Origin of the sequence: Enterococcus sp. DIV0970a (assembly GCF_051711265.1) — a bacterium.
In the GTDB taxonomy this organism is placed as follows: Bacteria; Bacillota; Bacilli; order Lactobacillales; family Enterococcaceae; genus Enterococcus_D; species Enterococcus_D casseliflavus.
Genome location: NZ_JBIOMF010000001.1, coordinates 1,733,314 through 1,756,837, shown reverse-complemented (window position 1 = coordinate 1,756,837; position 23,524 = coordinate 1,733,314). Strand labels below are relative to the sequence as shown.

Genomic DNA, 23,524 nt, shown 5'->3' with positions numbered 1-23,524 from the left:
AAAATCCTCGTCTTTTTTTTATTTTCATAGGCATCGAGCACAAAGACTATGCTAAACTAATCAATAAGCAGGTTTTAAGTATTTGGTTTATTGTGAAATAAAACACAATTGAATCAATTGAAAAAGAGCAGACACGGTAAAGCTTTTTTAGCGAATTATTTTATAGTAAAAGAAAGGAAATTCATATGCATGCATGGGAGGCAATCCAAAAATCAATCGATTATATTGAAGACAATCTTACCGAGCCATTAGAGATCGAAACGTTGGCGCAAGTTGCATCATTGTCCGTTTTTTATTATCAGCGCTTATTCACTCGTTTGGTTAAACTTTCTGTTAGGGAATATATAAAACTGCGTCGTTTGGCAAGAGGTGCGCTTTTATTGAAAAACCAAAAGAAGCGAGTCATTGATGTCGCTTTTGAAGTCGGCTTTAGCAGTCATGCCGTTTTTTCAAGAACGTTTAAAACGGTCTATAGAATTTCACCCTCGCTTTATCAGAAAAAGCCCATTGGCTTACAAAACTTTGATAAGCCAGATCTTTCATTAGGCTATATTGTGACGGAAGAGGGTATCCCATTGATCAGTGAAGGGGTTGTTTTAGAAATCCAGAAAAAAAGCAATCTGCATCCATTGGTCTTCTATGGGATCGTCGGTTACTACCCATTCAACTATGGGAAAATGCTAGGGCAACGAACAGGGATCGACCCGATTGAAGAAATTTGGCATGAATTTCTTCAAAAGATTGCTAATCAACCGGGAAAAGCCAACTACCAGATCGGTGTTTCGTTACCTGGAGATGCGCCAGAAGGCTATTCGAGTTACTTTGTTGGCCAAGTAGGTGATGACTCACAGGGATCGACCTTCAGTGAATGGACGCTACCGGCTCGGGATTACGTTGTTTGCAGTTTTGATACGATTTCAGAGCAACTGATCATCAATATGGGGAAGGCGATGCGCTATACCCGTTTCTGGTTAAAGAAGAATGGGTGGATTGCTGAGGATTTTTTCCCTGAGCTTTATCAAGAAAGAGAAAATCATGTCGTTCATGTTGAATTATGGATTCCTTTTAAAAAAAGAAGTGAGATGTAAGGAGGAACAGTACAATGACTCAGTTTGAAGAAGGAGTAAAACTACTTGAAGAAAAATTCGGACATTTTAAAGACAATGTGATCGCCCTTGCCACGACTGCTTGTAACGAGAATGACAAGGGAGAAACACAGCCAGTCGTCCGAGAAGTAGATGCTTTTTATGAAGACGGCGTTTTTTACGTGACAACTCATGAGCAATCAAACAAAATGAAGCAAATCAGTAAGAATTCAGCAGTTGCGATTGCTGTCAGTGGTGAATGGTTTACTGCGATCGGTCAAGGAGAGAATTTAGGGTGGGTGCTAGACCCTAAAAATGCAGAATTAAGAAGCAAAATTCGCAAAGCCTTTGTCTGGTACGACGAAGTTAACAATGAGGATGATAAAGGCTGTTGTTTTCTAGCGATCCGTTTGACCAAAGGAACGTTGAATATCAATCACTGGGAAAAGCTGTATCATTTTGATTTTGAGAAGAAAGTCACTATGGAGGATGGCGGGATTTATTAGCCAGCAGAGCCTATTAGCCGCAGGTGATGTTCAATTGCCATTCTAGCGGATCTAGCAGATATGTTGATGGCTGAATTCTGATAAGGCTTGCCTTTTGTGATACAAGCTAAGCAAAATTGTTGCTGAAAGAGCATTAGATAGAACGAAAAAGCATAAAAACCGATCACAAGCGCTGCGAAGAGGCACGCGCTTGTGATCGGTTTTTTGATTGATTACTTTATGATTTTTGATCCGAATAAACTTAGAAACAGCTAGGACTGTTTTAATCTCAAAATTCCCTCATCAGGTGTCACAAAAAGTGTTTTTTGATTCTCATAAATGACGAATCCAGGCTTGGCACCATTCGGTTTCCGAATATGTTTGACTTGCACGTAGTCCACTGGTACTTGGGCAGATTGACGATATTTTGAGAAATATGCGGCAAGCTCTGCAGCTTCCATTAAGGTTGTCTCACTAGGATCATCCGAACGAATGATGACATGAGAGCCAGGAATATTTTTGGTATGCAGCCAGATATCACTCTTACGAGCTGTTTTTAAGGTCAGTTGGTCATTTTGTAAATTGTTTTTTCCGACGAAAATTTCAGTTCCGTCTGAAGAAAGAAATCGTTCTGGTTGCGAAGGAGCAGCTTTTTTACGCTGTTTCGCCCGATTTTTGACATAGCCTTGTGCGATCAGTTCTTCCCGAATAACCGCCAGATCCATGGGAGAGGCGATTTCTAATTGGGCTAACACGGATTCGAGATACGCGATTTCTTCTTTCGTTTCGGCAATCTGCTGATGGATCAGTTTGACTGCATTTTTTAATTTCTGGTAACGTTGAAAATATTTCTGAGCATTTTGATTGGGAGAAAGAGCAGGATCGAGTTTGATCGTCAAAAGCCGATTCTCATCATAATAATTTTCCAAATCAACTGAAGCAGCACCACGGGGGACTTGATTCATAAAGGTCGTCAAAAGCTCACCTTTTTGACGGAATTCTTCGGCGTTTTCTGAATCGATCAACGTTTGTTGGCGTTTCTTTAACTTCAACTGGTTCCGTTTCAGTTCATTCTCAATTTTTTTCAGTAATTCGCCACCTTGTTGTTTGACCCGATCTCTTTCCGCCTTGTCGTGATAAAACGCATCTAAAAGCTCACTCAGACTCTGATAATGGGTGACAGTGGTGGTCGCATCGATCAATGATGGATAGGGAATTGGTGTAAAATATTCCTTTTTCTCTGACTGGAGATAACTTGGTACTAGCTCCTGGGTAAGCTCTGTAAAGAAAGCTTCCCACTGACGCAGTTTTTCATTGGGATTGGCATTGATTCGAGCGATCAATTCTTCTGCTGTATCGCGGCCTAAGCCTTGGAATCGTTGTTGAAGTTCTTTTGCCGTCAATGGATCAAGAGTAGATAATTCTTCAAAAATTTTGGTGCGAGAGGCTGTGAAAGGATTAAGCGTCGATTGCTTTGGTGGTGCAACATAGACAGCACCTGGCAATAAGGTACGATACGTATTTTGTGAATGACCAATGTGTTTGATCGTATCGACGATTTTTCCGCTCGTCTTATTCATTAATAAAATCGTACTGTGACGGCCCATTAGTTCGACGATCAAGACGAGGGCTTGCAAATCACCTAATTCATCTCGTCGCGTGAAATGAAAATGGATCACACGGTCATTGTCGATTTGTTCGATTGATTCTAAGATCGCCCCTTCTAAATATTTCCGTAGCATCATCAAGAAATTCGGTGGGGTTTCTGGATTGCTATAGGCGATCGTTGTGCATTGTACACGAGCATAGGTGGGGTGTGCGGATAGCAAAAGTTTGTGATTTTTCCCTTGGGAACGAATCACAAATACGACCTCATTTTCATAAGGTTGATGAATTTTGTTTACACGTCCACTGGTTAATTGATTTTGTAATTCTTGGACCATTAAATGGGTAAAGACACCATCAAAAGACATATTGTTTCCCTCTTTTCTTTTAAGGATAGTTTGACTGAGGGATTGATCCTTCCAATGTCAAATATTCCTATCTATTATACCGAAGAATCCAAAGAAAAGCCATGGCAGCTAGCTTTCCTTTTTCTTGGTAGGTTGGTGATCGGTGGTTTGCAGTGCACGCTCGATTTCCTTATTCAAGAAATAAGAGATGACTGTCCGAATAATAACGACGGCAGCTAGACGTACGATGTCTTCGAAAGTAGGGTGGATGATCGTCTCAATAATATCTGCTGCAATCAAGATCTCCAGACCTAATAAGACATAGCTCCCTAAATAATTGCGGATAAAATTATTCTCTCTGGCTGCCACCAATCGATCCTTTTCTGTTAATTCGTAGCGCACAAAATCAATGCCTGCGATCAATACACCCCAAACGATGACAAAAATGGAGAGAAAGTTCAAACAGACAACGATGAAATCGAAGATTGGATTGGCTCCAGTCATCAATGAATCAGCTAGATTATGCATAATGACTCCTTTACCGTTTTCTTTTATCTTACCGAATTATCGAAGAAATGTGAAGTTTCTTGACGTTCTAGGAGGGAATTGATAGTATGAATTAATAGTAGGATTTTTAAAAAAGGTGGGCAAATTATGGAACAAGTTAGGAACTTTGTTCATTACACGAAAGAAAAAATAGTTGAAAGCTGGCAAGCTTTTTTAGATGATCTTTATCGAGATCAGAAAAAAACGATTTTCACGCTGATCGGGGGAATTCTTTTCGCACTGGTCTTCGCAGGTTTGATCGTCTTTTCTCAAAATCGTATCAATGCTTCTTTAGTGGATCGGATCGCTTTTGACAAGCTGCCGTCAGAAAAAGTACAGCCATTGCCTTATCTGACTGCAGACAAGACGATTCGTGAAACACGAGCGATCTCGGTGATGTTTAGTAAGCCCAACGGACCTCAACTCGATCAAGTATTTGATCTGATCCAAGCGCAAGAAGATGAGCTGAATCGGACATTTTTTTATTATCCAATCGTCTATGATGCGGCTTTTTTCTCCAATGAATACAGCGTTGATCCTGATAAAGTGACGTTTGTTTTTTATGAAGAAGGGGTTGAGAAAAATCGCTTTACCTTTGATTCATTTGAGCAGCCAACGACGGAATTCATCCCAGAATTGAATCGTTTACCGATGTGGACGATTCGTTCTTCTGCCAATGATCGATAAAAAAATCTGACAATTTGACAGAAAATTGTTGACGTTTTTTTATCAATAAGCTAAACTGAATTCAATCAAGAAAGAAAACAAGTTGAGAAGGAGGAACAATCATGAAACTATTTATTCCATTGCAAGTGAAATCATGGCAAAACTGGCGTAGATAGTTGTATTGATGGGACCTCATTCCATAGATACAACTTTTTAGAGAACCTTCTAAAGTGCTGTATCTATGCTGGTAGTTGAATTTATCGCCGCATAGGACAAGCTTCTATGCGGCTTTTGCTTACTTGCAATTGCCGTCACATAGGCAGTTGCTTTTTTTGTTCTCAAAAATCATAAAATGAAAAACACGAAAAACGTAAGCAGAAAAAGGAGAATGAAAAATGAAAAACAAGGGATTAATTGCATCGGTTGCCGTTATTTTATTATTTTTAGGAGCGACATTTGTCTATCAGTTAGGAATGAGAAGTGGGACCAATCAAGCTAGTGAGACTTCGGAACCAGTAGAAAAAGCTGAAAAAACAGTCGGGATCCTACAATTTGTCAGTCATGAAGCACTGGATGCGATCACCGAGGGGATCAAAGAAGGCCTTAAAGAATCAGGCTATACCGAAGGGGACAACTTGACGATCGAATTCCAGAACGGTCAAGCGGATCAAAGCAAATTGGCAACGATGAGTCAGCAGCTGCTAAATAAAGATGCCGACGTTTTGGTTGGGGTAGCAACACCCGCAGCACAAGCGTTGGCGAATGTCACTCAGGATGTACCGATCGTTTTAGGAGCGGTCACTGATCCAGTTGGGGCAAATCTGGTGGCAGATATGGATCAACCCGGCGGCAATATCACTGGTGTTTCCGATAATGCACCAGTTGCTGCACAAATCAAACTAGCAAAAGATTTGCTGCCAGAGGCAAAAACAGTCGGTATTTTGTATTCTTCGACCGAAGACAATTCGAAATACCAAGTGGCAGAAGCAGAAGCTGCTGCCGAAGAAAATGGCTTGACCAGCAAATCGTATGCCGTTCCTTCAAGTAATGAAATTGCGCAAATGGTGCAAGTGATGGCACGGGAAGTCGATTTTATCTATATTCCGTTAGACAATACGATCGCAAATGCTATGCAGACCGTAGTTCAAGAAGCCAATAAATCAAAAACACCAATCATTACTTCCGTAGACACGATGGTGGAACAAGGCGGTTTGGCAACGGTCGGACAAGATCAATTTACGATAGGAGTGGAAACTGGGAAGATGGTGGCAGCAATTCTTGATGGGACAGCAGAACCTGCGACAACACCGATCTATACATTCAGCGATGGCGAAACGATCATCAATGAAACTCAGGCGCAGTTATTGGGCATCACTATCCCAGAAAACCTCAAAGACGAGGCGAAACTGATTACAACGACGCCAGAAAGCGAAGCAAGTGACGAGTAATAACCAAGAACAGCGACCACCTGCGATCATCGAGAGGGTCTTGAAAGAGAAAACTTGTAAGAATATGGAGGAAGAATGATGATTGTTTCAGCAATAGGGCAAGGACTACTTTGGGGAATCCTGGGATTAGGGATTTTTATGACCTATCGAATTTTAAATTTCCCGGATATGACGACGGAAGGGTCCTTTCCGTTAGGCGGTGCTGTCTGTGTGACAGCGATCACCCATGGGGTGTCGCCCGTCTTAGCGACTTGTTTAGGAGTATTGGCTGGGATGTGTGCGGGCTGTGTGACAGGACTTCTTTATACAAAAGGCAAAATTCCCGTGATTTTAGCTGGAATCTTGGTGATGTCTTCATTGAACTCGGTCATGCTGTTTGTGATGCGCTCACCCAACCTCTCTTTATTAAACCAACCGAAAATTCAAGATTTTTTTACTAGAATGAATTTACCGAATTATTATGATACGGTGATCATTGGATTGATCATGGTCTTGTTGATCGGGGGCGTCTTGGTTTACTTTTTCCATACAAATTTGGGTCAAGCTTACATCGCTACAGGTGATAATGAGCATATGGCAAAATCGATGGGGATCAATACCGATCGAATGAAAATCATTGGATTGATCGTCTCCAATGGCGTGATCGCACTCTCAGGCGCATTGATTGCGCAAAATGACGGCTATGCCGACATAAGCAAAGGTATCGGTGTGATCGTTATCGGACTGGCGTCAATCATCATTGGTGAAGTGTTATACGGGGAACTGACCTTGCTGGAACGTTTGATCGCTATTGTGATCGGCAGCATTATTTACCAATTATTGATCCTATTTGTGATCAAAGCTGGATTTGATACGACCTACTTGAAGATCTTCTCTGCAATCGTCTTGACGATCTGCTTGTTGATCCCTCAATTTAAACAAGCCTTGCATCTACGCACTGGTTTTGAAACGGAGGACGAATAATGTTAGCCTTAAAAAAAGCCTTTAAAGTTGTCGGCAACGGACCAAATGAGAAAAAAGTACTCTTGAATAAAATCGATCTTTCTTTAAAGCCAGGAGAATTTGTCACGGTCGTTGGAGGAAACGGCGCCGGCAAAAGCACGTTATTCAACTGCATCTCAGGCACCATGCCCTTGACGAGTGGGCAAGTGATGATTGATGATCAAAATGTGACTACACTTTCGGAAGAAAAACGCGCACGCTTTTTGGCGCGGGTTTTCCAAGATCCGAAAATGGGCACTGCTCCCCGTATGACAGTGGCAGAAAATCTGCTGTTAGCACAAAAAAGAGGGCAAAAACGGTCACTTGGTCTTCGACAACTCCAAGGACAAAGGGAAATGTTCTTTGCGCTTTGTAAAGAAATCGGCAACGGGTTGGAAAATCATTTGGATACGCCAACGGGCAGTTTATCTGGTGGTCAACGACAGGCACTAAGTTTATTGATGGCAACGATTCACACACCAAAACTGTTGTTGCTAGATGAACATACGGCTGCGTTAGATCCAAAGACCTCCAAACAGCTGATGCAAATCACTGCAAAACGCGTGGAAGAACAAAACCTGACCTGTCTAATGATCACCCATCGGATGGAAGATGCATTAAAATACGGGGACCGCTTGATCCTGCTCAGAAAAGGAGAGATCGTCAAAGATCTTTCAGCAGAGGAAAAAGCGCAATTAAGCTTACCAGAACTATTACTGTTCTTTGAGGATGACTTATAAACCCTTGATAGAACAGTGTTTTCAAAAAAAACAATCAAATAAATGAAAAAAATAAGAAAAAATCATTGACATCTTTCAAAGTTAAACCTATACTTAGGTCAATCTTACATCAGTTTGGAGCGAACGACTATGCAAAAATTATTGCTAACGAACCCCACACAACTGAATAAATATTACTTTAGCTATTTTAGATAGGTTTGTATTCATGAAGGCATGGGTACAAACGCTAAGTTTGTATCTATGATGGCTAGAGCATTTCGTAATGAATTCGCAGCCACGTAGATCGTAAAATCTATAGTGGCTATTTTTTATATTCACATTTCGGCTCTGTCGTTATGTAATGTTTGAAGGTGTTCACTGTAGATTCTTAAATTTACGGTGGACATCTTTTTTTGTTGAAAGGAATGAACCAGATGAAACAAATGATAACCGGTTACACACGGTTGGCGGCACTATTTGCTAAACCAGCCAAACACAGCATCTCTCCAGCGATGCACAATCTTTCTTTTGAAGAACAAGGGATCGACGCCGTGTATCTGGCCTTTGATGTTGAGCCGGACAATTTAGCCGCTAGTATCCAAAGCATCCGTCAGTTGGACCTCTTAGGTGTCAATTTATCGATGCCTCATAAAATGGCGGCTGTAGCGCTGATGGATGAATGTTCACCCGCAGCCGAGTTGATCGGCGCAATCAATACGATCGTCAATCAAGAAGGTCGCTTGATTGGGCACAATACAGACGGCATCGGCTTTATGCGAGCTCTTGATGACATTCAAGTATCCATCATTGGCGACACCATGACGGTGATTGGAGCTGGCGGAGCGGCGACAGCGATCATTAGCCAAGCCGCACTAGACGGCGTCAAAACGATCCATGTCTTTAACCGCAAGGATGAGTTTTATCCAATCATCCAAGAAAAATTAACACAGATTGCACAAAAAACAGCTTGTGAAATTACCTTAACCGACTTAGAAGATCAGATGGTTTTAAAAACAGCCATCGATCAAAGCAGCTTATTGGTAAATGCCACGGGCGTGGGAATGAAACCAAATGATACCGTAAGTCCTCTGAAAGATAAAACACTCCTACGGGAATCATTAGCTGTCTATGATGTCATCTATAATCCAAGAGAAACGCAGCTTTTGAAAGATGCGAAAGCAGTCGGCGCCAAAACTGCAAACGGCTTAAGCATGCTACTCTATCAAGGTGCAGCCGCATTTGAACTTTGGACTGGCAAAGCGATGCCTGTTGAAAAAGTCAAAGCACTCATCGAATCCATGTAAAAAATAAAAAACAGAAAAAAACGAAAGTAGGAAGAAAAAATGATCGTAATTATGAAACCAGGCGCTACGCCAGAACAAGTTGAAGTTGTTGTAACTAGAATCAAAAAAGAAGGCTTAGATGTTCAAGTCAACCAAGGAAAAGAACAGGTAGTTATCGGCTTAAAAGGGGATACCCGCCGCATCCAAGATGTTGCTTTTCGCAGCTACGAAGGTGTCGAAGATGCCATTCGGATCTCAAATACTTACAAATTGACCTCTCGTGAGTTCCATCCGCAAGATACGGTTGTTGATGTAGATGGTGTGAAAATCGGTGACGGCAACTTTGTTACGATGGCTGGTCCATGTTCGATTGAAGGCTTAGACCAAATTCGTGAATGTGCCCGAATCGCTAAAGCTGGTGGTGCACAAATCTTACGTGGTGGTGCCTTCAAACCCCGCACGTCGCCTTACGCATTCCAAGGGCTTGAAGAAGAAGGGCTAAAATACATTCGCCAAGCAGCCGATGAAACGGGAATGAAAGTCATCACAGAAGTCATGGACGAAGGACATATCGATATGGTGGCGGAATACAGTGATATTTTACAGATTGGTGCTCGGAACATGCAAAACTTCAAATTGCTAGCTGCCGTTGGAAAAACCGGGAAACCAATTGGCCTTAAACGAGGCATCTCAGGCACGATCGACGAATGGTTGAATGCAGCGGAATACATCGCCGTTCAAGATAAAAGTGAAGTGATTTTCATTGAACGCGGGATCCGAACTTACGAAACAGCAACCCGTAATACCTTTGATCTAAGTGCGGTACCAATCATCAAAAAACTGAGCCACTTCCCAATCATCGTCGATCCTAGTCATGGAACAGGTATCTGGGATCTCGTACCACCAATGGCAAGAGCGGGTGTTGCTGCTGGCGCCGATGGGATGATCGTTGAGATCCATCCAGATCCAGCCAATGCTTGGTCTGATGGCCCTCAATCACTTAACGAAAAAACGTACATGAACATGATGAAAGAAGTCCATATCATGGAAAAAGCGATGAAAGAAATCAAAGCGTTGCAAGACTAAGCGTCAAGACAACCAATAAAAGAGGTGCAAAAATCAATGTTACACATTCATTTAGAAGAACATTCCTATGATATCCTCATCAAACGAGGGGCGTTTCAAAACGTCGGAACCTGGGTGCAACAGTTGTGGGACAAACAGCGTATTGCCGTCATTACAGACAGCAACGTCGCACCCCTGTATGGCGGACAAATCGTCGATTCCTTAACCGCTGCAGGGTTTGAGGCAACACTGTTAGTCGTACCAGCTGGCGAAAAAAGCAAATCACTAGAGCAAGCAGCTAATTTATATGATGGTCTTGCCCAACTCGGAATGACCAGAAGCGATGGGATCATTGCCCTTGGTGGCGGTGTGATTGGTGATCTTGGAGGATTTGTTGCTTCTACTTATATGCGCGGCATTGATTTCTTGCAGATTCCAACGACGTTATTGGCACAGGTCGATTCAAGTATCGGCGGAAAAACAGCTGTAAATACTGGCAGTGCCAAGAATCTCGTCGGGACATTTGCACAACCAGCCGGTGTGATGATCGATCCAGATTTACTTACAAGTTTGCCCCTCAAACGCGTCCAAGAAGGCATTGCTGAAATCATCAAGTCAGCCGCTATTGCAGATCCTGAGCTTTGGCAAACGTTAGCAGGTTTGAAAGATGAAGTCGATCTTTTGGCACATGCTGAGAAAGTAATCACTGCTTCTTTAAAGGTAAAACAAAAAGTAGTAGAAGAAGATCCTTTTGATCATGGCAGTCGTCTGACACTGAACTTCGGTCATACGATCGGGCATGGCTTAGAAAGAACAGCCGCGTTTGACACCAGTCATGGCGAAGGGGTTGCAATGGGGATGATCATGATCACCCGTCATGCAGAAGCCATCGGATTAACACCAAAAGGTACGACCCAGCAGCTTACAGAAATGGTTGAGAAGTTTCATTTGCCGATCACACCATGTGAAATAGATAAAGAGCAATTATACCAAGCAATTACTCATGATAAAAAAGCCCGCGGGCAACAATTGAAGATTATTCTATTAGAAGCGATCGGACAGGCGAAAATCGTGACGATCCCGACTGAAAAAATCAAAGACTACCTATTATAAGAAAGGAAGGTAACGGATCATGCGTTATATTACAGCAGGCGAATCACATGGACCAGAGTTGACCGCCATTATCGAAGGTTTACCGGCAGGATTGCCATTAACAGCAGAAGACATTAATTTTGAATTAGCGAGACGACAAACCGGCTATGGCCGTGGGGGACGGATGCTGATTGAAAAAGACCAAGTCCGTATCACTTCGGGTATCCGTCATGGAAAAACACTAGGCTCTCCTGTGACTTTAGTGGTTGAGAACAAAGATTGGAAAAACTGGACCAAGGTCATGGCGATCGAAGAGGTACCAGAAAAAGACCGCAAACTACGACGAGTGGCACGACCAAGACCTGGTCATGCTGACTTAGTCGGCGGCATGAAATACCATCATCAAGATTTACGAAACGTTTTGGAACGCTCATCTGCTCGTGAAACGACCATGCGGGTAGCCATCGGAGCAATCGCGAAGAAAATTTTAAAGGAGCTTGGCATCGATGTGGCGGGTCATGTAACAATGTTAGGCGGCATCAAAGCGGAAATTCCTGAAGGGTTGACCGTCAAAGAAATCGCAGAACGCTCTGAAGCTTCAGAAGTAAGGGTGTTAGATCCGTCAGTCGAAGAAGAAATCAAGCAGCTGATCGATCAAACGAAGAAAAATGGCGATACGATCGGCGGTGTAGTGGAAGTACTTGTTGGCGGCGTTCCTGCTGGTTTAGGCAGTTACGTGCAATGGGACAAAAAACTTGATGCGAAAATCGCCCAAGCCGTGGTCAGCATTAATGCCTTTAAAGGTGCTGAGTTCGGCGTTGGCTTTGAGGCTGGTGTTTTGCCCGGCTCCAAAGTCATGGATGAGATTTTATGGGACGAACAACGAGGCTATACCCGTCGCAGCAACAACCTTGGTGGGTTTGAAGGCGGCATGACGAACGGTGAACCAATCGTGGTTCGTGGTGTTATGAAGCCGATCCCGACCTTGTACAAGCCATTGCAAAGTGTGGATATCGACAGCAAAGAACCGTATAAAGCAAGCGTCGAACGCTCAGATAGCACCGCTGTACCAGCAGCCAGTGTTGTTTGTGAGAGTGTGGTGGCGACAGTGGTGGCCAATGAACTATTAGAAAAGTTCCCAAGTGATTCATTCGCAGAATTGACTGCATCTGTTCAAGCGTATCGAGAATACTTGTTAACCTACTGATTATAGAACCAGCAAAAATTCCAGTAGAAATGAGGATTCTTTTCATGAACCAAAATATCTTTGTCGCCGGTCTAGGATTGATCGGCGCTTCCTTAGCAAAATGTATCAAAAAGGCACATCCGCAAGTGCATTTGATGGGCTGGGATTGTCAGGAAACCAATGAGATCGCATTAGCAACAAGTTTAGTAGACGAAGTGCCCCCTTCATTTTCTGAAGGTGCTGTCCGTGCCGACGTGATTTTGTTGGCATTGCCGGTAGAGATCACCAAAAAATATCTTGCCGAACTGGGGGTACTTTCATTAAAGCCTTCGGTGCTAGTAACAGACACCGGCAGTACCAAAGCGGAAATCACCCAATTCGCCGAGTCCTTTTCCTTTGATTTTATTGGGGGCCATCCGATGGCTGGCTCTCATAAATCAGGGATCACAGCAGCCGATGAGAACCTTTTCGAGAATGCTTACTATATCTTCACACCGACGAAAAGTCAGCGGATGGAAGAGCTGCAAGAGCTTTTTCGCGGCACCAGAGCCAAATATGTGGCGCTTGCGCCAAAAGAGCATGATCAAATCACAGGGATGTTGAGCCATTTGCCCCATATTATTGCTTCTGGATTAGTCAATCAGGCAGACGCTTTCAACCAAGCCCACCCCAGAGCGCAACAACTTGCAGCAGGCGGTTTTCGCGATATCACTCGCATCGCTTCTTCAGATCCTCGCATGTGGACCGATATCTTATTGAGTAATCGACAGGAACTACTGCAGCTGATCGATGAGTGGCAAAAACAAATGACGACCATGGCTCACTGGTTGCAGGAAAAAGACGAACGGGCGATCTTTCGGTTCTTTGAATCCGCGAAGGAAACACGGGATCAATTGCCGGTTCATCAAAATGGCGCGATCCCGGCATTCTATGATCTATTCATCGATGTACCGGATCATCCCGGTGTTGTCGCTGAAGTGACGGGGCTATTGAGCGAACATCAGCTCTCTTTGATCAACTTAAAAATTCTTGAAACTCGAGAAGACATCATTGGTGTTTTACAGATTTCATTCAAAACGCAAAATGATTTGCTGCAAGCAGAGCAGCTGATCCAAAACAAGACGACCTATTCGTGTCGAAAAAAATAGGAGGCTGGGATGAAACTAAAAAAAGCAACACATTTAAAAGGGACGATAGCGGTCCCTGCTGACAAATCGATCTCACATCGCAGTATCATGTTCGGGGCGTTAGCTGAAGGAACAACGACTGTCCGAAATTTCTTACGTGGAGAAGACTGCTATAGCACCCTTCATGCATTTCAATCATTAGGGGTTCCGATCCATGATGACGGTCAGACGATCACGATTGAAGGACAGGGCTTTAATGGTCTTAAGCCTGCTGACGAACCAATCGATATCGGTAATTCTGGCACAACGATTCGTCTAATGATGGGGATTTTGGCTGGACAGCCATTTACAACTACCTTATTCGGTGATGACTCATTGAATAGACGACCAATGAATCGCGTGATGCTGCCATTAAGAGAAATGGGTGCCAATGTGAGAGGGCATGAACAGACGGAGTTCCCACCGATCACCATCAATGGCACGGCTTCATTACATCCCATCAATTATCAGATGCCCGTAGCAAGTGCTCAAGTAAAATCAGCACTGATTTTTGCGGCACTACAAGCACAAGGTACATCTACGATCATTGAAAAAGAAACAAGCCGCAACCACACCGAAGAAATGATCCGTCAATTCGGTGGTGTCATCACAACACAAGGCAAAACGATCACTGTGACGGGACCTCAAACACTCCAAGGACAAGAAGTAGTTGTTCCCGGTGATATTTCCTCCGCTGCCTTTTTCTTAACAGCCGGCGCGATTATGCCAGAAAGTGAGATCGTTTTAAGAAATGTCGGGATCAACCCCACTCGTACAGGAATTCTTGACGTGCTAGAGGAGATGGGTGCTTCGATTGCTTTTTCTAATCAAGACGATCAGAATCAATCAGCTGACCTTACCGTTCAAAGTTCTACCTTGCAGGCAGTAACCATCGCTGGCGATATTATCCCACGCTTGATCGATGAATTGCCGATCATTGCGTTGTTAGCCACGCAGGCGCATGGCAAAACGGTGATCAAAGATGCGGAAGAACTAAAAGTAAAAGAAACCAACCGAATTGATGCAACTGCCGAAGAGTTGACAAAACTAGGAGCGGACATCACTCCCACCGAGGACGGCTTGATCATCAACGGTCCAACCCCTTTGCATGGCGGTCGAGTGTCAAGTCGGGGGGACCATCGCATCGGCATGATGCTGCAAATTGCCGCCTTATTGACAGATGAAGAGGTAGAATTAGAAAAAGCCGAAGCCGTAGCAGTTTCTTATCCTGATTTTTTTGAGGATGTCGCACGTTTGGCTAAAGGAGGAAACAGCGAGTGAAAAAAGTGATATTAATTGGCTTTATGGGTGCTGGAAAAACCACGATTGGTCGTCTTTTGGCTGAAGAAACGAACCAGTCTCATGTGGATTTTGATGACTTGATCGTTGCTGAGATCGGCATGACCATTCAAGACTTTTTCGATCAACACGGTGAGGAAGCCTTTCGCAAAATCGAAACGGATATTTTAGCTAAAACTTTGGCAAAGGAACAAATTATTTCCACTGGTGGGGGCATCGTATTAAAAGAAGAAAATCGTCAGCTTTTAAAAGAGATGCCGCTCGTCGTGTATTTAAAAACAGATCCCGAGGAACTGATCCATCGCTTAAAGGCGGATACTGGCAGCATTCGCCCCTTAGTCGTCTCAAAATCACCAGAAGAAATATTGGCTGTTTACCGTCCTCGGATCCCTCTTTATGAAGAAACTGCTTCATTGATCGTTGAAACGACGAACAAAACACCAGAAGAAATCGTACAGGAAATCTTGATCAAAGCAGGTGCATAAAATGAAGATTGGTTATTTAGGACCGAAAAGTTCCTTTACGCATTTAGCTGCGCAAGAAGCGTATCCAGAAAATGCCTGTATCCCTTATGGATCGATTCCACTTTGTATTCAAGCGCTAGCTAACGGTGTGATCGATCGCGCGGTCGTTCCGAACGAGAACTCATTAGAAGGGTCCGTTCATGCCACTATTGATACACTGTTTCGTCAAAATCAATTGAGCATCGAACAGGAAATTATTTTACCGATCAATCATCAATTGTTAGTTTCTCAGCAAACAGCAAAAGACAACCGTCCTATCACTAAGATAATTTCTCATCCGCAAGCCTTGGCGCAATGTGCCGACTTCATCGAAGCCAGATTTGCTGGAGCTACTGTTGAGGCGGTTGCTTCCACAACGACTGCAGCAGCCTACGTAGCAAAACATCCAGAAGAAGCAGTTGCAGCGATTGCTTCCAAAGAAGCCGCTTTGGCTTATCAGTTAACGATCAAAGAAACCAATATTCAAGATGTTGCCTTTAATCAAACCCGTTTTTGGGCTTTGACGAAGAAAGCAGCAAACACCCAATTACCAGAGCAGACCGTCGAGAAAGCAACGATTTTTGTGACGCTGCCAGCAAATCGCCCGGGAATCTTGCACAAAATCTTAGCAACCTTTGGCTGGCGAGAAATTGATTTAAGTAAAATTGAATCGCGGCCGTCAAAAACCACCTTAGGGGAATACTTTTTCGTGATCGATCTGGTGATGGACAAACCGTGGCAACTGATTGTAAATGCCTTTGAAGAGATTCAGTTGTTGGGTGGACACGTCCATCTTCTCGGCGTGTATTCGGTAAATGTTGTTGAGGACGTGACAAAAAATGACTCAAGTCAAAATAAGAATTAGCCAAGATGAAACACTTTTAGCAACGTTTCATAAAGAGATCCAAACACAGCACCATCAATGGTACCCAACGATTTTTAAGCCCTTTGATCAACCAAGATTTGAACAAGCAATCACACAGCAGCTGCAAGAGCCAAGCCACCACTTTTTTATCGCTTGGTTGGCGGAACAGCCTTGTGGCTTTGTGCATCTTCAAGAGGTCCGTTTGCCACAAAATGCGATGATGCATGAACGAAAGTGGCTGGAAATTGCAGCAATCGCTGTTGACCCTCGGTACCAAGGGATGCATATTGGAAAACAATTGTTGGAATTTGCTGAAAACGTTGCGTTGGAAAAAGGCTTCGATGATCTCTCACTAAACTTTTGGTCGGCAAATCAAGTGAAATCATTTTATGAGCAAGCAGGATTTGTGAGCACACGACAAGGAGCATCAAAGCATCTAAGGTAGAAAAATGAAGAAATTTCCTAGAAAAAGGTTAAAATTTCAGAAAATAGCTTTCTTTCTATAAGGTCTAGGGTATCCTTATAGACAGAGAGCTATTTTTTAGTTGGAGGATCAGAAGCAATGAGCAGGATGGAAAAAAATAAAAAACTGCATGAACGGCTAGAAAAGGAATCCAGTCAGGCAGCCAAAGAAAGTATCTTTGCCCGCCGAGAAGCCAAAAGAAGAAACCAGCGCGTCAGACCGAGTGATTCTACTTCGTCTGCTGATGAGCCAGTAAGAGACATTTTGTCTCAAAACACCGAGCATCCTATGGCAAGCGACCCTCGTGCGGCTCAAAGTTCCCGAAAACAGTCACAAGTAGGAATAAAAAAATCTGAGGGACGAAAAAGCGCAATCCCCCCGCTATCTGCTCAGGGACCTGCGATGCATCAAGGTCAGGAACAAAGCAAACAAAAACCGCAAAAGTTTAAGAAGACCAAGCAACCCAAACAAAAGAAAAAGCGGAAGCACCCAGTTCTACGTATTGTGGTTCGGGTACTATTGGTGCTTTTTGCCTATTCATTGATTGCGTTTCTTGTCGGTCGGCAAGTCGCAAGAAGTGACGCTGCTTTTGCTACGACTGATGAAGAGACCTTTAATGGTACGGCCGCTGCTAATGGTGCTCGTAATATATTGCTCATTGGTAGTGATAGTCGTGAAGGAGAAGCTGGACGCGCAGACACTATTATGGTTTTGCAATTAGATGGTCCCAGTAAGCAACCGAAGCTGCTTTCCTTTATGCGGGATACTTTAGTTACGACTCCCGGTTATGGCGAAAACAAGATCAACGCGGCGTATGCCTTTGGTGGTGCTGATTTAGTCAGACAAACATTAGCGGAGAATTTCGGGCTAGAAACCAACTATTATGCAAAAGTTGACTTTCGTTCCTTTGAAAAAGTGATCGACACACTGTTTCCCTCAGGTGTTGCTATCAACGCGGAAAAAGATATGAGTAAAAATCTTGAAGTTGCCATCAAACAAGGGCAACAACAAATGAATGGGCTTGAGCTGTTGCAATACGCACGCTTTCGGATGGACGAAGAAGGTGACTTCGGTCGTGTAAGACGACAGCAGCAAGTAATGGATGCGATCTTTAGCGAAATGAAAAATCCTTTAGCTATTTTAAAATTGCCTTATGCAGCAGGAAAAGTCTTAGGCTATGCTTCCACCAACCTGCCAATGTCTTTCCTATTAAAAAATACCTTCTCGATTGCTCGAGGGGCGGGAGGATTCGACAGCTTGACTGTCCCAGTCGCTGACTCTTGGCAATACGGTTCAAGTGCGAGTGCTGGAAGTGTGTTAGTCGTCAATCTTGAAACCAATCAACAAGCGATCAGGAATTTTCTTAATGAGTAAGCAGAATGAAAAGTTCTGAAAACCATTTGAAAGTAAGTAAATTTATGCTATATTATTAATGACGTTTGAAATTTGTTGAAACGAGGAAAAAGAATGAAATTAGCCGTTGTTACTGACAGTACAGCTTATCTGCCGGAACGGATCAAAAACCATGAAGATTTGTTTATCATACCGATTCCTGTTATTTTAGATGGAAAAGTCTACAATGAGGGTATCGACATTGAAGCTGATGAGTATTACGCTTTGCTGAAAAACAGCAAAGAATTCCCAACCACTTCTCAACCGGTATTAGGAGAAGTGTTAGCCTTATATGAGTCATTGAAAGATCGCGGTTACGACACGATCATTAGTATCCACTTATCAAGCGGGATCTCTGGATTTATCGGAACGCTGTATGGAATCACCGATGAAATCGAAGATGTTCAAATCATTCCTTACGATTCGAAAATCACAAGTATGCCGATGGGTCACATGGTAGAAACCGCTCTTGATCTATCAAGTCAAGGCAAAACCGTCGAAGAGATCATTTCCCATCTGGACACTATCAGAGACAATACCTATGCCTATTTGATCGTGGACGACTTGAATAACTTGGTTCGCGGCGGTCGCTTAACCAATGGGGCAGCCTTGATTGGCGGATTATTAAAAATCAAACCGATCTTGACCTTTGATCAAGGAAAAATTGTGCTTTACGAGCGCATTCGTTCCAGTAAAAAAGCATTCAATCGCGCAGAAGATATCATTGGTCAACGGGAGCAAGAAATCGCATTGCCTGTTAAATTTTATGTAATCCACGCCAATAATTTAGAAGTAGCGAAAGAAGAAAAAGCGAAGCTACAAGCGAAATACCCAAATGCAGAAATTGAGATTGGTCACTTCGGACCAGTTATCGGCACGCATTTAGGAGAAAAAGCCATTGGGATCGCTATTTCAGCGCAATAATTTTTATTTTTTCTATGTTTATCACGCCATTATCTTTTCAAGACGATGTATGTAAGAACCAGTTAGACGTTTGTCTAGCTGGTTCTTTTTTCTGCTTTTTTGAGATTCGCTTGTAAAAAATCACACAAACTCGTACAATAGGATCAAAATGAAGGACTGACAAAGGAGGAATTGCTATGAAGTGTTCCTTAAGAAGGTGGCAAATGAGCGATGCGCAAGATTTAGCCCATGCGTTAAACAATCAAACCATCCACGATTATTTACGAGATGGGTTGCCATTCCCATATACGGTCGCAGATGCACAAGCCTATATTCGATCTGTGGAGGAAGCAGAATTTGCCTTTGCGATCACTGTGGATGACCGAGCAGTCGGCAGTATCCGTGCTGTTCGCAAAGAAAATATCCATTATAGAACGGCTGAGATTGGCTACTCGATTGCACAAGAGTATTGGGGAAAAGGCTTGATGACCCAAGCTGTTCAGCAACTATGTGACTATGTATTTACTACATCAACTATTGTTCGTATGTCTGCTGAATCTTTTGCGAAGAATCATTCCTCTTGTCGTGTGTTGGAAAAGGCAGGTTTTACGTTAGAAGGCGTTTTGCGAAAGCATGCGGAGAAAAACCAGCAGCTGTTCGATATGAAGCTCTATGCGTTGATTCGTCAAGAGAAAGAGGAGCAAGATGACCACAATCAAAAAGGAGAAACCTATGAATGAACTGCAAAAATTACCAAATGTAGGTCAGGTTTTAGCGGATCACCTGGTTCGTATCGGCATCAATACCCCTGAACAACTACGCACAAAAACGGCCGAAGAGGTTTTTCTAGCTATCCGCCACCAATGCGATGCGGGCGCTTGCTTGCATATGCTCTACGGCATTGAAGGGGCGATCCAAGGCATTCCTAAAGCGCAGCTTACACATCAGAGAAAACAAGCGTTGCGCCTTTTTTTCAATCAATTGAGTTAGTGAAGTAATGCGTCATAAAAAGTACTTTTTAAGAGCGTTTGTTTTTAGATGCTTCTTATCAAGTGCTTTTTCTATAAACATCTGTCCCTAGCTACTAGAAAAGACCTTTTGCTTGTTCCAAACCAGCTTCCTCATTATACTTACTCTATCTAGTAAATTACTAATTTACTAAACAAGGAGTGAGAATAATGAAAATACCAGAAAACTTGAAACATAAGCCCGTCATTAAAGTGGAAGACTATGATACTGTTGACGGAAAAAATGCGTTACATACAGATGCAAAAGGCCTTTCCCTCGGATTAGCACAATGGAATGATCGCGGAAAAGTCGATATCTCAGGCAAGGTTTGGCGCCATACAGGTGAAAAATGGTCTCGTCAGTCAGAAGAACTACCCCTCACTAGAATCTTAGATCTAGCAATCTTAGTGGCGCAATCTAGTTTGTATTTTCAAGAGGCCTATCGCCATGAAAAGTTTTACGATCCTGAAAATCCGTTGATCGAGATCATTGGCCTGCAAGGAAATCGTATGACCGTTGAAGTAGACACCGAAAATCCTAAAATCGATGAAGACATTCTGCTTTTTTATGATTCCTTGCAAAAAGATGGCGAGCTATACGGCGAACGCTTCAAAATCCTGAAACGGCTTTTAGATGAGCTAGGTTATTAAGAAAAGGAGCAGATTGCCATGACACAACATCAACCGTCTTTTGTCGTAACGAAAGGACGCGCTTTTAGCAAATTAGAACAAACCATGATTTGGAAAAAACCACAAAGTCATCAGACCAGTGCTGAAGAACTACGAATTGCTTCAGAGATCGCGTTGAATTGGGCGGATCCAGAGATGAAGATCTTCAATGTGTTGCTGGAAGGCGATGCTGGGTCGGGTAAGACTCAGTTGGCAAAGGCACTTTCTGCCGACCTGCAACTGCCCTACACCAAAATCACCTGCTTTGCGGATATGGATAAGTCAGATGTATTTGGTGCTTTATTACCAGTGATCAATACCGACCAAGAAGAGGACAAGGACTTGCTGGATGCGATTTATCAAAGTGATTGTTTTGAAGATGTCTTGGCATTGATCCAGCGGCATTTTTCCCTGACTCGTGAGCGGGCACGGGCGAAATTTGCGGAACTGATCGAACGGATTGAAACCAGTGATCAGCAACCGACGATTCAATACAAATTTTATCCCTCCGAAATCGTACGGGCGCTGGAAAAAGGCTATTTGCTTGAGATTCAAGAACCAACGGTCATTCGTGATGCTTCGGTACTAGTGGCACTAAACTCGGCCCTTGAACAAAACGGGATGCTAAATATCCCGACTGGCTTTGTTCGACGACACCCTGACTGTGTGGTGATCATCACAACGAATCGGAATTACCAAGGCAACCGCCCCTTGAACGAATCCTTGCGAGATCGGATGCAGCATGCTGAAAAAATGGATTTACCTGAGCTAGCAGTCATGGTGCAGCGAGGCATTGCCAAAACCAATTATCCGGACAAAACGACTGCACAGAAAATGGCTGAAATCATACGCTTACTAGACGTGACCGCCAAAGCCAACGCCATCAAAGGGGTGGCGGGCATGCGTTCCTATTTTTATTGGTTAAATGCAGTCAAACAAGGACAAGATCCCTTTACAGCAATTGATAGCAAAGTGCTCTACAAAATCACTACCGATCCAAATGAGCTTTCTCTGTTACAACAGGCGCTAGAAGCTTCAGGCTTATTGGCGCAATTGTGGCTTTTGTTTTCTGGACAACCGCTAAATGCCTTTAAAGAACAAATCAAAGGACGCAGAGTCAGCAGCGAAGAGGCTGACCAACGCAATGTAGTGGAAGAAGGCACGCCCATCCTAAAAAATGAGCAAGTCCTTGAGACCGCCAATCAAGAAACTGAGGCGGAAACGATGGAAACCAGTGATTCTGACAAACAAGAAGCGAAAAGCGCAGCAACTGAGGCGACGTTTTCAGAAGAACTAGAGCGCAATAGTCATGATGGCCAAGCAAAAGCTGGGAGTGAGACACAAGAGGCAGCTCCTGCTTCTCATTCTTTGTCCATCGAAGCGTATGAAGCCCAGGAGAAAGAAAAGAAAACCACGGCATCAAAGGCAGCGCGACAAGCATTGAAAGAATCGATCCATGCCAAAGAAGGGCTGATCGTTCATCGACCACCCGTCGATTTAGAAAAAGCGACTGAAGCCCAACAGCGTTTGCAGCCGTTGCTGCCGATCGTAGAGTCATTGATCAAGCAAACACAAGAAGTATTGGAAAATGAACAAGCTTCGGCATACAGTAAAGGTAAGTACAGCGGCACACGCTTTGATGCCAGCAAGGTTGCGTATCAAGATTTCCGGACCTTTGACAAGAAGAATCCACCTCACGAACAGCCTTCCTTAGCTCTTGCTTTGCGCATCGATGAATCAGGTTCGATGATTCGAGAAGATCGGATATTGTATGCCCAACAGGCGGTCTTAGCGGTGAATGCTTTTGCCGAACGTTTATCTTTGCCATTGATGATCTATGGCGATACAGCGGACGTGACCGCTCGTGAAAAAACCTCGCTTTTTGCATACAAAGAATTCTATGAAGGCTTTGAATTTGTGCCAGAGAAACTCATGACAATGAAGCCTCGGCAAAATAACCGTGATGGAGCTGTCTTGCGCGTGCTAGCTGAAAAGCTCGCTCATCAGCCGGCAACCACTAAATTACTCTTGAATATAAGTGATGGCCAGCCAAAAGCTCTTCCTGATTATACAGGGGTAAAAGCCAAAGAAGATATTCAGCAGGTGATCGCTGACTATGAACGACAAGAGGTGCTGTTTCTTGCAGCTGCTATTGGGCAAGACAAAGAGGTGATCAAAGCGATTTATGGGGAAGAACGCTTTATTGATCTTTCCAACCTAACAGAATTTCCGCAGCGTTTGTTGCAGCTACTGACAAGGTATTTGTAAACGTCGATAGCTAAAGGGAAAAGAGTGTGGGCTGTGTGCTGCACTCTTTTTTTGATCATAATTATATTATGTAAACAAGAAGATGTTTGTCTAAATTTGAAAAGTTCTGTAAAATAGACGCCAAAAGGAGGGATATCATGAACAAATGGCGGTACTTCTACTATCCTTGCCAATTCGGCTGGCACGCAGCACTTCGTAGGCACAGTTTGTTGATGAGTGGTGTATTGGCGATTCTTCTAATGATTATCGCCAACTTTGCAGAGAATTGGCTAGTGTTTTTTCATCAATGGCTACAATATGAAACAAATAGCAGTGAGAATCAGATGGATCTCACGTATGCCAGTTGGCTTTTCTTTTTGCAGTTGCTACGCTTCGTACTAGGCGTTCTAACTATAGGCTTGATCGCCGCCTTTTTATGGCACTGCAATCACATGTATCGTTTTCATTTGATGGGGAGGAGCAGCAATCCCTGAATATTCGG

The 23,524-nt window shown here is 43.3% G+C and carries 24 protein-coding genes; 22 read left to right on the top strand and 2 right to left on the bottom strand.

Going from position 1 to position 23,524, the window contains the following annotated elements:
- Positions 1-185: 185 nt before the first annotated feature.
- Together IGK14_RS08445 and IGK14_RS08440 are read left to right on the top strand one after the other, a co-directional pair.
- Positions 186-1,088, top strand: a complete 903-nt coding sequence (locus IGK14_RS08445; RefSeq protein ID WP_225000858.1) for an AraC family transcriptional regulator — start codon at positions 186-188, stop codon at positions 1,086-1,088.
- Positions 1,089-1,102: 14 nt separating this feature from the next.
- Positions 1,103-1,591, top strand: a complete 489-nt coding sequence (locus IGK14_RS08440) for a pyridoxamine 5'-phosphate oxidase family protein (protein ID WP_128431994.1) — start codon at positions 1,103-1,105, stop codon at positions 1,589-1,591.
- A 251-nt stretch (positions 1,592-1,842) separates the two neighbouring features.
- Here IGK14_RS08440 and efbA read toward each other — a convergent pair whose 3' ends face one another.
- Together efbA and IGK14_RS08430 are read right to left on the bottom strand one after the other, a co-directional pair.
- Positions 1,843-3,543 (bottom strand): fibronectin-binding protein EfbA, encoded by a 1,701-nt coding sequence (efbA, locus tag IGK14_RS08435; protein ID WP_128488570.1) that lies wholly within the window; start codon positions 3,541-3,543, stop codon positions 1,843-1,845.
- Between the two features lie 108 nt (positions 3,544-3,651).
- On the bottom strand, positions 3,652-4,050 hold the full coding sequence (locus IGK14_RS08430) for a DUF1622 domain-containing protein (protein ID WP_016609320.1): 399 nt from the start codon (positions 4,048-4,050) through the stop codon (positions 3,652-3,654).
- Between the two features lie 126 nt (positions 4,051-4,176).
- Here IGK14_RS08430 and IGK14_RS08425 point away from each other — a divergent pair, with 126 nt between their 5' ends.
- From IGK14_RS08425 to IGK14_RS08330, 20 genes are all read left to right on the top strand, one after another.
- Entirely contained in the window at positions 4,177-4,755 is a 579-nt protein-coding gene (locus IGK14_RS08425; RefSeq protein WP_010748364.1) for a hypothetical protein, read from the top strand.
- A 374-nt stretch (positions 4,756-5,129) separates the two neighbouring features.
- On the top strand, positions 5,130-6,182 hold the full coding sequence (gene trpX, locus IGK14_RS08420) for a tryptophan ABC transporter substrate-binding protein (protein WP_231435177.1): 1,053 nt from the start codon (positions 5,130-5,132) through the stop codon (positions 6,180-6,182).
- A gap of 78 nt (positions 6,183-6,260) precedes the next feature.
- On the top strand, positions 6,261-7,145 hold the full coding sequence (locus IGK14_RS08415; RefSeq protein ID WP_010748362.1) for an ABC transporter permease: 885 nt from the start codon (positions 6,261-6,263) through the stop codon (positions 7,143-7,145).
- On the top strand, positions 7,145-7,903 hold the full coding sequence (locus IGK14_RS08410) for an ABC transporter ATP-binding protein (RefSeq protein WP_225000855.1): 759 nt from the start codon (positions 7,145-7,147) through the stop codon (positions 7,901-7,903). Before IGK14_RS08415 ends, IGK14_RS08410 begins: the two co-directional genes overlap by 1 nt.
- A 413-nt stretch (positions 7,904-8,316) precedes the next feature.
- Positions 8,317-9,186 (top strand): shikimate dehydrogenase, encoded by an 870-nt coding sequence (locus IGK14_RS08405; RefSeq protein ID WP_231435176.1) that lies wholly within the window; start codon positions 8,317-8,319, stop codon positions 9,184-9,186.
- Between the two features lie 39 nt (positions 9,187-9,225).
- A complete protein-coding gene (aroF, locus tag IGK14_RS08400; protein ID WP_005226100.1) occupies positions 9,226-10,251 on the top strand; it encodes a 3-deoxy-7-phosphoheptulonate synthase in 1,026 nt (341 codons plus the stop codon).
- Between the two features lie 36 nt (positions 10,252-10,287).
- A complete protein-coding gene (aroB, locus tag IGK14_RS08395) occupies positions 10,288-11,343 on the top strand; it encodes a 3-dehydroquinate synthase (RefSeq protein ID WP_231435175.1) in 1,056 nt (351 codons plus the stop codon).
- Positions 11,344-11,362: 19 nt separating this feature from the next.
- On the top strand, positions 11,363-12,529 hold the full coding sequence (aroC, locus tag IGK14_RS08390) for a chorismate synthase (RefSeq protein ID WP_005226098.1): 1,167 nt from the start codon (positions 11,363-11,365) through the stop codon (positions 12,527-12,529).
- A 44-nt stretch (positions 12,530-12,573) separates the two neighbouring features.
- Positions 12,574-13,656, top strand: a complete 1,083-nt coding sequence (locus IGK14_RS08385; protein ID WP_034868604.1) for a prephenate dehydrogenase — start codon at positions 12,574-12,576, stop codon at positions 13,654-13,656.
- A gap of 9 nt (positions 13,657-13,665) precedes the next feature.
- A complete protein-coding gene (gene aroA / locus IGK14_RS08380; protein WP_438712028.1) occupies positions 13,666-14,955 on the top strand; it encodes a 3-phosphoshikimate 1-carboxyvinyltransferase in 1,290 nt (429 codons plus the stop codon).
- Positions 14,952-15,458, top strand: coding sequence for a shikimate kinase (locus tag IGK14_RS08375; RefSeq protein ID WP_015509710.1), 507 nt, complete (start codon positions 14,952-14,954; stop codon positions 15,456-15,458). The genes aroA and IGK14_RS08375 overlap by 4 nt, the downstream gene beginning before the upstream one ends.
- Position 15,459: 1 nt before the next feature.
- Complete coding sequence (gene pheA, locus IGK14_RS08370; RefSeq protein WP_225000851.1) at positions 15,460-16,341, top strand: prephenate dehydratase; 882 nt, start codon at positions 15,460-15,462, stop codon at positions 16,339-16,341.
- The gene (locus IGK14_RS08365; RefSeq protein ID WP_225000850.1) at positions 16,316-16,786 is read left to right on the top strand and encodes a GNAT family N-acetyltransferase; all 471 of its coding nucleotides are present in this window, start codon (positions 16,316-16,318) and stop codon (positions 16,784-16,786) included. Before pheA ends, IGK14_RS08365 begins: the two co-directional genes overlap by 26 nt.
- A 117-nt stretch (positions 16,787-16,903) precedes the next feature.
- Positions 16,904-18,178 carry an LCP family protein gene (locus tag IGK14_RS08360; protein WP_438712024.1) on the top strand — a complete coding sequence of 425 codons (1,275 nt, stop codon included), beginning with the start codon at positions 16,904-16,906 and terminating at the stop codon, positions 18,176-18,178.
- Between the two features lie 93 nt (positions 18,179-18,271).
- Positions 18,272-19,120, top strand: a complete 849-nt coding sequence (locus tag IGK14_RS08355; protein WP_225000848.1) for a DegV family protein — start codon at positions 18,272-18,274, stop codon at positions 19,118-19,120.
- 176 nt (positions 19,121-19,296) lie between these two features.
- Entirely contained in the window at positions 19,297-19,839 is a 543-nt protein-coding gene (locus IGK14_RS08350; RefSeq protein ID WP_225000847.1) for a GNAT family N-acetyltransferase, read from the top strand.
- On the top strand, positions 19,832-20,089 hold the full coding sequence (locus IGK14_RS08345; RefSeq protein ID WP_225000846.1) for a TfoX/Sxy family protein: 258 nt from the start codon (positions 19,832-19,834) through the stop codon (positions 20,087-20,089). Before IGK14_RS08350 ends, IGK14_RS08345 begins: the two co-directional genes overlap by 8 nt.
- Positions 20,090-20,277: 188 nt before the next feature.
- On the top strand, positions 20,278-20,757 hold the full coding sequence (locus tag IGK14_RS08340; RefSeq protein ID WP_005235941.1) for a DUF6530 family protein: 480 nt from the start codon (positions 20,278-20,280) through the stop codon (positions 20,755-20,757).
- Positions 20,758-20,775: 18 nt separating this feature from the next.
- Positions 20,776-23,043, top strand: a complete 2,268-nt coding sequence (locus tag IGK14_RS08335) for an AAA family ATPase (protein WP_231435172.1) — start codon at positions 20,776-20,778, stop codon at positions 23,041-23,043.
- 137 nt (positions 23,044-23,180) lie between these two features.
- Positions 23,181-23,516: a hypothetical protein gene (locus tag IGK14_RS08330; protein WP_225000844.1), complete on the top strand. Its 336-nt coding sequence runs from the start codon at positions 23,181-23,183 to the stop codon at positions 23,514-23,516.
- Positions 23,517-23,524: the final 8 nt, after the last annotated feature.

Bases quoted from the DNA above. Each gene is read 5' to 3' on its own strand.
- aroF (WP_005226100.1), top strand. From the start codon at position 9,226: ATGATCGTAATTATGAAACCAGGCGCTACGCCAGAACAAGTTGAAGTT.
- IGK14_RS08350 (WP_225000847.1), top strand. From the start codon at position 19,297: ATGAAGTGTTCCTTAAGAAGGTGGCAAATGAGCGATGCGCAAGATTTA.
- IGK14_RS08430 (WP_016609320.1), bottom strand. From the start codon at position 4,050: ATGCATAATCTAGCTGATTCATTGATGACTGGAGCCAATCCAATCTTC.
- IGK14_RS08340 (WP_005235941.1), top strand. From the start codon at position 20,278: ATGAAAATACCAGAAAACTTGAAACATAAGCCCGTCATTAAAGTGGAA.
- IGK14_RS08405 (WP_231435176.1), top strand. From the start codon at position 8,317: ATGAAACAAATGATAACCGGTTACACACGGTTGGCGGCACTATTTGCT.
- IGK14_RS08440 (WP_128431994.1), top strand. From the start codon at position 1,103: ATGACTCAGTTTGAAGAAGGAGTAAAACTACTTGAAGAAAAATTCGGA.
- pheA (WP_225000851.1), top strand. From the start codon at position 15,460: ATGAAGATTGGTTATTTAGGACCGAAAAGTTCCTTTACGCATTTAGCT.
- efbA (WP_128488570.1), bottom strand. From the start codon at position 3,543: ATGTCTTTTGATGGTGTCTTTACCCATTTAATGGTCCAAGAATTACAA.
- IGK14_RS08385 (WP_034868604.1), top strand. From the start codon at position 12,574: ATGAACCAAAATATCTTTGTCGCCGGTCTAGGATTGATCGGCGCTTCC.
- IGK14_RS08355 (WP_225000848.1), top strand. From the start codon at position 18,272: ATGAAATTAGCCGTTGTTACTGACAGTACAGCTTATCTGCCGGAACGG.
- IGK14_RS08410 (WP_225000855.1), top strand. From the start codon at position 7,145: ATGTTAGCCTTAAAAAAAGCCTTTAAAGTTGTCGGCAACGGACCAAAT.
- aroA (WP_438712028.1), top strand. From the start codon at position 13,666: ATGAAACTAAAAAAAGCAACACATTTAAAAGGGACGATAGCGGTCCCT.
- IGK14_RS08415 (WP_010748362.1), top strand. From the start codon at position 6,261: ATGATTGTTTCAGCAATAGGGCAAGGACTACTTTGGGGAATCCTGGGA.
- IGK14_RS08335 (WP_231435172.1), top strand. From the start codon at position 20,776: ATGACACAACATCAACCGTCTTTTGTCGTAACGAAAGGACGCGCTTTT.
- aroC (WP_005226098.1), top strand. From the start codon at position 11,363: ATGCGTTATATTACAGCAGGCGAATCACATGGACCAGAGTTGACCGCC.
- IGK14_RS08345 (WP_225000846.1), top strand. From the start codon at position 19,832: ATGAATGAACTGCAAAAATTACCAAATGTAGGTCAGGTTTTAGCGGAT.
- IGK14_RS08360 (WP_438712024.1), top strand. From the start codon at position 16,904: ATGAGCAGGATGGAAAAAAATAAAAAACTGCATGAACGGCTAGAAAAG.
- aroB (WP_231435175.1), top strand. From the start codon at position 10,288: ATGTTACACATTCATTTAGAAGAACATTCCTATGATATCCTCATCAAA.
- IGK14_RS08365 (WP_225000850.1), top strand. From the start codon at position 16,316: ATGACTCAAGTCAAAATAAGAATTAGCCAAGATGAAACACTTTTAGCA.
- trpX (WP_231435177.1), top strand. From the start codon at position 5,130: ATGAAAAACAAGGGATTAATTGCATCGGTTGCCGTTATTTTATTATTT.
- IGK14_RS08425 (WP_010748364.1), top strand. From the start codon at position 4,177: ATGGAACAAGTTAGGAACTTTGTTCATTACACGAAAGAAAAAATAGTT.
- IGK14_RS08330 (WP_225000844.1), top strand. From the start codon at position 23,181: ATGAACAAATGGCGGTACTTCTACTATCCTTGCCAATTCGGCTGGCAC.
- IGK14_RS08445 (WP_225000858.1), top strand. From the start codon at position 186: ATGCATGCATGGGAGGCAATCCAAAAATCAATCGATTATATTGAAGAC.